Below are 6,121 nucleotides of genomic sequence, written 5' to 3'. Positions count from 1 at the left end.
TTGGCCGATCGGCAGTTCGACGAATTCATCGCCAACGGTCAGTGCGAGTTCCTCAGCGAGTACGCGAAGCCCTTCGCGACACTGGCGATCGCCGATCTGCTCGGAGTCCCCGACGAGGACCGCGCGGAGATCCGCCGCAATCTCGGGGCCGGCAATGCGCCGGGCGCCAGGGTGGGCGCGCTGGATCACGAACCGGTGGGCAGCAACCCGTTGCAGTACCTTGACGATCTGTTCAGCGCCTACATCACCGACCGGCGACAGCGACCCCGCAAAGACGTGCTGACCGGCCTGGCCACGGCCACGTATCCCGATGGCTCCATCCCGCCGCTATTGGAGGTCGTCCGGCCGGCGACGTTCCTGTTCGCGGCCGGGCAGGAGACCGTGACCAAACTGCTCAGCTCGGCGGTGCAGATCCTCGGCGATGACCCCGAGCTGCAAGAGCGGCTGCGTTCAGATCGAAGCTTGATCGGCACGTTCATCGAAGAGGCGCTGCGCATACAGAGCCCGACCAAGGTCGACTTTCGCCTGGCGCGTAAGACCACCACCCTGGGTGGGGTACACATCCCGGCCGGCACCGTCATCATGTTGTGCCTGGGAGCCGCCAACCGTGATCCGCGAAAGTTCGAGAATCCCAACGAATTCCAGGTCGACCGGAAGAACGTTCGCGAGCACATCGCCTTCGGTCGCGGAATCCACACGTGCGCGGGTGCGCCGCTGGCCCGCGTGGAAGGACACGTCACCGTCAACCGCCTCCTGGACCGAACGCGCGAATTCAGACTCAGTGAGGCCAAGCACGGTCTGCCTTCCAGCCGCGAGTACCGCTACGAGTCCACGTTCTTGCTGCGCGGGCTGACGGAGTTGCACATCGAGTTCACCGCGGCCGAATGACCGTTAGTCGTCGGCCAGATCGGGGGCCACTTGCCCTTGTACGGGGGCAGGCCGAACGTCGCTTTGTGCAACGGGAAGAACGGTGAGTCCCGGGTGACCAGCTCGCCGTTGGAGTCCCACAGCGCGCGGATGGTGGCCACCGCCTCCTCGAAGCGCGCCACCGGCTTCGACCAGTCGACGCCGTAGGGCACATTGCTTTCCCGCTCGCCGGTTCCGATGCCGAGCAACCGCCCTGCCTCGGGTGAGCAGGTGCAGAGAGGCGACCGCCTGGGCGGTGACGGCGGGATTGCGCCTGCCGGTGTCGGTCACGGCCGGCCATCGCTTGCGCTTCCTTCGGGCCGCCGCCCTGAGGCTAGCCGATCGGCTACCCGGACGACAGATGATCAATTCCCGTTGATCAATGTCCTCCCGTGGGTTACCCGAGCACGGGAAGCAAGAGCCGCGACGACGAGCGCACCGTGTTCAGGCTGGAGGTGCCGACGCCGGCATGCCGGAAGTTCATGATCGCCGGCGTCGACGGGTCCTGGTCATCGCTGGTGAGCGTCAGGCGAATGCGATGGCCCGCCTTCAACCGGCGGGCGTTGGGAACCAACGGGATTCGGTACTTGACATCCTCGCCCAGCGGCACGGCTTGCGGGTTACGGCAGGGTAGCACCGGCGCACCGGGCCGACTGGCCGCTTCGTCGACCTCGCGCAAGCTGGCGCGCAACCAGCCCGACGTCACGTCGATCGCTTCCCCGTCAGGCGCCACGTCGTGCACCGTGGCCATCCACGCGGTATCGATCGCCGTCGCCGAGGCAACCAGCCGCAGCTCGACATCGCCGACCACATCGACATCCTGGCTTAGCGGCGCGCTGGTCCATGCCAACATCGACGGCGGATCGATCTCGCTGGCTTTGATGCGGCCCAGGCCTGATCCCAACACCATGAATTCGCGACCGCCCGGCTCCCCCTCGTCCGCATCCAAAACGCCATCGGTGCGCAGGGCCAGCTCGCGATGCGGGGCTTGCGAGGGCGGCCAGGAGTCGGCAGTTCGCCACTCGTTGGCGCCCGGCAGGAAGTAGCGGATCGGCGGCCCCTCGGTGATCCCGGTGTCGCGCCCCTTCAGCCAATGGTCGTACCAGGCCAGCGCCTCGGTGTGCATGCTTTCCCATGGCCACGTCAGCCCGAACTCGCCGAGCATGCCCATCCGCACACACCCGTTGCCCGACAGCCCCTTCCAGGTTGCGAACGTCGAAGGCAGGTGTAACGGCACATTCTGCCAATCACACCCCAGGTAGACCGGTATGTCGATTTCCTTGAGCAGTGGCAGCAGGTTTCGCTCATCCCACCACTCGTCGCGCGTCGGGTGCTTGACCACCGCCTCCTGCCATAGTTCGTCCCACGGATGGGGATTGTGCGGCAGCCTGAGCAGTTGGCGCAGCATGGTGACCGCCGCCTCGCCGTTCATGGTCTCGAATTTCTTGTGCACCCTCGGGCTGTTGAGCACGCGCCGCGCCAATCCGATTGGCTTGCTGCGCCACAGCTTGTCGCTGCGGTCGGCAGTCAGGCCCATCGTGGCGAGAAACGGTGTGATGAAAGACGAACTCAACAGCCCGTGGTGGTTGGCGCCCTCGTACAGGTCGCTGGTCACGGCCAGGGGAAAGATCGCTTTGAGGTGAGGCGGCCGCTCGACGGCCGCCTCGAGTTGGGTCATCGCGAAGTAGCTGATGCCGATCATTCCGACGTTCCCGTCGCACCACGGCTGAGCCGCGATCCACTCCACCAAGTCGTGCACATCCCGGCGCTCCTGCGCGTCGAAGAAGTTGAAGGAGCCCTCGGAGCCGCAGGTGCCGCGGAGGTTGGCGATGACGTGCACGTAGCCGCGTGGCACCCAGAAGTCGGTCCTGCCGGCCTCGATGAACCCCGCGGGCGCGCCGAGATCCTGCATCTGCCGCGGATATGGCGAGGCTGCCAGCAGCGCCGGGAAGCGGCCGTCGGCATCGGGCCGGTGAATGTCGGCCAAAAGTGTTGTGCCGTCGCGCATTGCGATCGCGGTGTTGATGTCGGTGCGTGACGTGTACTGCGGCTCGCTGAGATTCCGGTATTCCCGGCCCGTGGTCTGCGGGCCGTTGAGCGGTGTCATAGTTTCACGCTACGTTGAGATTAGTCTCAACGCAAGATGAAACTTCGGGTATGGTGAGGCGGTGCCGACGCGATCGATCGCCCCGGGTCCGCGCGACGAGCGCGGTGTGCTGGCGGCGCGCATCCTGGCCGCCGCTCGCGACCAATTCGCCGAACATGGCTGGGCCGGAACGGCAATTCGGGCCGTCGCCCGGACCGCGGACGTCGACCCGGCGCTCATCTACCACTACTTCGGCTCGAAGGAGGGCCTGCTTGATGCCGCCACCACTCCGCCTCAGAAATGGCTCGACGCGGTGGCCGCGACGTGGGCGACGCCCAAGGCCGACCTCGGCCGGCAATTGATCCGCACCGTGCTGGACACCTGGACCGACGAAGAGGTCGGTCCGATCCTGCGCGCGGTGCTGCTGACCGCCGCCCATGAAGACAAGACCCGGGAGAAGCTGCGGCTGATCGTGGAGCGAGGTCTGATCGGCGGGTCCACCCTGGGGGCCGACGAGGACGAACGACTCCGGCGCAGCGGGCTGATCGCCACCCAGCTGATCGGCTTCGCGTTGTTGCGCTACGTCTGGAAGATGGAGCCGATCGCGTCCATGTCCGAGGACCAGGTGGTGGCGGCGATGGCGCCGAACCTACAGCGCTATGTCGAGGGCGACATCTCGTAGGAGATAACGCAACTCGGGGTGACCAACTGCGACAATGGCCGAATGCGTCTTTTGCGCCCGGTCCGTGCGCTCGCGATCGTCGCGGGCCTGGTCGCGGTCTCCGGCATTGGGACCGCCCAGGCCGGCCCCGACGTGCCGCCGGTCAGCGACGCCGCGCAAGCTGCCGGATTCGTCGACATCCGCAACGTGGTTCCCGACGCCGTCGTCGACCTGCGCTACGCGACGACCAACAACTTCACCCATACGCAGTTGTATCCATCCGACGCTAGATGCCTTGTGCACCAATCGATGGCGCCCGGCCTCGCGGCGGCCGCCGGCGCGCTGCGCCCGCAGGGCCACCTGTTGGTCTTCTGGGACTGCTATCGGCCGCACGACGTCCAGGTCAAGATGTTCGCCCTGGTCCCCAACCCCGCCTGGGTGGCACGACCGGGCCCGTATGCGCGCAGCCACGAGTCGGGGCGCTCGGTCGATGTGACCTTCACGACGGCGCAACAGCCGTGCCCATCGGGGCAACGCGCAGGCGGGCTGTGCCTGGCCGACATGGGCACCGACTTCGACGACTTCACCCCTCGGGCAACGGCTTTCAACACTCAGGGCATCAGCGCCGATGCTCGGGCGAATCGAGCCGCGTTGCGCAATGCCATGAACTATGGCGGCCTGAAGGTGTATTCGGGCGAGTGGTGGCATTTCGACGGTCCCGGGGCCGGTGTCGACCAGCCGATTCTCAACGTTCCCCTCGACTAGCGTCTCGCATACTGAGACATGAGTTTCATGATATGACTCATCCGGTAGGGTGGCGTCATGAACGACCGGGCCAGTTATACGCACGGGCACCACGAATCCGTACTGCGCAGTCACCGGCGACGCACCGCGGAGGACTCGGCGGCTTACCTACTGCCACACCTGAAGCCGGGCTTCTCGGTGTTGGACGTCGGTTGCGGACCCGGCACCATCACCGCTGACCTCGCCGCGCGCGTCGCACCCGGATCCGTCACCGCCGTCGACCAGGTCGCCGACGTCCTGGGCGAGGCCCGCACCGAGGTTCAGCAGCGCAACCTGTCCAATGTCTCGTTCGGGACCGCCGATGTGCACAACCTCGAATTTCCCGACGACGCATTCGATGTCGTCCACGCGCACCAGGTGCTACAGCACGTGGCCGATCCGGTGCGCGCCCTGCGCGAGATGCGGCGCGTCTGCGCGCCGGGTGGCGTCGTGGCGGTCCGCGACGCCGACTACGCGGGATTCATCTGGTACCCGCAGCTTCCCGCACTCGACCTGTGGCGAGACCTCTACCGACGGGTCGCGCGCGCCAATTGCGGCGAGCCGGACGCGGGCAGGCGTCTGCTGTCCTGGGCGCAGCAAGCGGGATTCGACGACATCACGCCCACCGGCAGCCTGTGGTGCTACGCCACGCCCGAGACGCGCGAATGGTGGGGCGGCATGTGGGCCGACCGGATCCTTCATTCCGCCGTGGCCCGCGACCTGGTGAGCCTCGAGTTGGCAACCACCGCGCAGCTCGAGGAGATCTCCGCCGCGTGGCGAGAATGGGCCGCCGCCGAAGACGGCTGGATTGCCATCCCGCACGGCGAAATCATCTGCCGCGCATAGGTATTCAGTCGAGGAAGAGGTCAGGAATCGGCTGCTCGCCGCCGCCGTATTGGGACAGGTCGGCGACCCCGGCGGATTTCAGGACCTCGGCGTCGATGTAGCAGTCGCCGGTGGCGTCCCGGGCGGGTCGAGAGACGATCTCGACCGCGGCGTCGCCCATGATCTCGGGGCTGCGCGACGATGCAGCCAACCGGTCACCGTCGGCCATGTTGGTGACGGCGGCGGTGGCGATGTAGGTCTCCGGCCAAAGGCAATTCACGCCGATCCCGTCGTCCGCGAATTCGGCCGCCCAGCCCAGCGACAGCAGCGTCATCCCGTACTTGGACAGCGTGTAGGCCGGGTGGGCGCCCAACCAGCGGGGGTTCATATTGATCGGTGGCGAGATGGTCAGCACATGCGGGTTGGCCGATTTCTGTAGATGGGGCACGCACGCCTTGGTCAGCAGGAACGTGCCGCGCAGGTTGATCTCCTGCATCAGGTCGTACTTCTTGGCAGACAGCACGGCGGTCGGTTCGGTCGCGATGGCGCTGGCGTTGTTGACACAGACATCGATGCCGCCGAAGCGCTGCACCGCCGCCTCGACGACGCGCCGCACGTCCTCTTCGCGACGCACATCGCCGACGACGGCCAACGCCTTTCCGCCGGCGGCCTCGACGTCGGCGGCGGCGGTGTGCACCGTTCCGGGCAGGCGCGGATGGGGGGTGTCGGTCTTGGCCAGCAGCACCACGTTGGCGCCGTGGCGGGCCGCGGCGATTCCCATCGCGAGGCCGATGCCGCGGCTGCCGCCGGAGATCACAACGGTGCGATCGGCGAGCAAGTTATTAGCCATTCGTCTCCTT

6 protein-coding genes and 1 pseudogene are annotated in these 6,121 nt (G+C 66.7%); 4 read left to right on the top strand and 3 right to left on the bottom strand.

The window, feature by feature from the left end:
* A partial coding sequence (locus Q0W90_RS09330) for a cytochrome P450 (protein WP_297774239.1) occupies positions 1–888 on the top strand: 888 nt, incomplete at its 5' end.
* Between the two features lie 14 nt (positions 889–902).
* On the opposite strand, the pseudogene Q0W90_RS09325 reads toward Q0W90_RS09330, so the two are convergent.
* Positions 903–1,197 (bottom strand): annotated as a pseudogene (locus Q0W90_RS09325) (LLM class flavin-dependent oxidoreductase); the annotation flags it as partial.
* Positions 1,198–1,303: 106 nt separating this feature from the next.
* Positions 1,304–3,013, bottom strand: a complete 1,710-nt coding sequence (locus tag Q0W90_RS09320; protein WP_297700636.1) for a CocE/NonD family hydrolase — start codon at positions 3,011–3,013, stop codon at positions 1,304–1,306.
* A 61-nt stretch (positions 3,014–3,074) separates the two neighbouring features.
* Between Q0W90_RS09320 and Q0W90_RS09315 the strand changes: the two genes are divergently transcribed.
* Genes Q0W90_RS09315 through Q0W90_RS09305 form a run of 3 tightly spaced genes read left to right on the top strand, consistent with a single transcriptional unit; the run spans position 3,075 to position 5,282 of the window.
* Positions 3,075–3,674, top strand: coding sequence for a TetR family transcriptional regulator (locus tag Q0W90_RS09315; protein WP_297600836.1), 600 nt, complete (start codon positions 3,075–3,077; stop codon positions 3,672–3,674).
* A gap of 42 nt (positions 3,675–3,716) precedes the next feature.
* Positions 3,717–4,418: a M15 family metallopeptidase gene (locus Q0W90_RS09310; protein WP_297600839.1), complete on the top strand. Its 702-nt coding sequence runs from the start codon at positions 3,717–3,719 to the stop codon at positions 4,416–4,418.
* A gap of 57 nt (positions 4,419–4,475) precedes the next feature.
* Positions 4,476–5,282, top strand: coding sequence for a methyltransferase domain-containing protein (locus tag Q0W90_RS09305; protein WP_297700640.1), 807 nt, complete (start codon positions 4,476–4,478; stop codon positions 5,280–5,282).
* A gap of 4 nt (positions 5,283–5,286) precedes the next feature.
* On the opposite strand, the gene Q0W90_RS09300 is transcribed toward Q0W90_RS09305, so the two are convergent.
* Positions 5,287–6,111: an NAD(P)-dependent oxidoreductase gene (locus Q0W90_RS09300; protein ID WP_297774236.1), complete on the bottom strand. Its 825-nt coding sequence runs from the start codon at positions 6,109–6,111 to the stop codon at positions 5,287–5,289.
* Between the last annotated feature and the right edge of the window lie 10 nt (positions 6,112–6,121).

The sequence above is a fragment of the Mycobacterium sp. genome (genome assembly GCF_025933915.1).
GTDB lineage: Bacteria > Actinomycetota > Actinomycetes > Mycobacteriales > Mycobacteriaceae > Mycobacterium.
This window is presented reverse-complemented; position numbering and strand designations above follow the sequence as displayed.

Excerpts from the sequence above, each read along its gene's own strand:
- Q0W90_RS09305 (WP_297700640.1), top strand. The coding sequence starts at position 4,476 with ATGAACGACCGGGCCAGTTATACGCACGGGCACCACGAATCCGTACTG.
- Q0W90_RS09320 (WP_297700636.1), bottom strand. The coding sequence starts at position 3,013 with ATGACACCGCTCAACGGCCCGCAGACCACGGGCCGGGAATACCGGAAT.
- Q0W90_RS09310 (WP_297600839.1), top strand. The coding sequence starts at position 3,717 with ATGCGTCTTTTGCGCCCGGTCCGTGCGCTCGCGATCGTCGCGGGCCTG.
- Q0W90_RS09300 (WP_297774236.1), bottom strand. The coding sequence starts at position 6,111 with ATGGCTAATAACTTGCTCGCCGATCGCACCGTTGTGATCTCCGGCGGC.